Annotated in this window: 2 protein-coding genes; both read left to right on the plus strand. The window is 48.7% G+C overall.

Annotated features, from left to right (window positions below; translation table 11 throughout):
• Window positions 1-492: ABC transporter permease subunit (locus R7093_RS25520; protein ID WP_318147057.1), on the plus strand; the 492-nt coding region annotated here is incomplete at its 5' end.
• The coding region (locus tag R7093_RS25525; protein ID WP_318147058.1) for an ATP-binding cassette domain-containing protein at window positions 492-708 on the plus strand (217 nt) is incomplete at its 3' end. The genes R7093_RS25520 and R7093_RS25525, both read left to right, overlap by 1 nt.

Consider the following 708-nt stretch of genomic DNA (forward strand, 5'->3'; position numbering starts at 1 on the left):
CTTCTCGACACCGTTATGTCGATCCCATCGCTATTGCTCGCGATCATTTTTGTGGCATTCCTTGGCTTTGGTGAATTTAATATCTTGCTGGCGATTTGTTTGGCTCTGATCCCACGCTTTATTCGCTCGGTGTATATTGCCGTGCATACTGAGGTAGAAAAAGATTACATCATGGCAGCCCGCCTAGATGGCGCAAATGACTTCTACTTACTGTGGAGCTCGATTCTTCCAAACATTTTAACCGTCATTGCAGCAGAGATTACTCTCGCTCTGTCGGCAGCCATTTTGGATATTACAGCTCTTGGATTTCTTGGCTTGGGTGCTCAAGCACCGAGTACCGAATGGGGTGCCATTTTGGGTGATTCCGTCGAGCTGATTTACATCGCACCATGGACCGTGACGCTTCCGGGTCTGACCATCATGTTCACCGTAATTATCTTAAACTTAGTAGGTGAAGGTGTACGCCAAGCGCTGAATGCGGGGATCGAATAATGCCGTTATTAGATATTCGACATCTGACTATCGAGATCGAAACACCACAAGGGATGGTGAAAGCCGTCGACCGAATGAGCCTAACGCTCAACGAAGGTGAAATCCGAGGCTTAGTGGGCGAGTCTGGCTCAGGTAAAAGCTTAGTTGCGAAAGCGATCGTGGGGGTTTGTAAGGACAACTGGCGAATCACCGCGGACCGAATGCGCTTGGGTAACA

The organism is Vibrio sp. 1580, assembly GCF_033340055.1.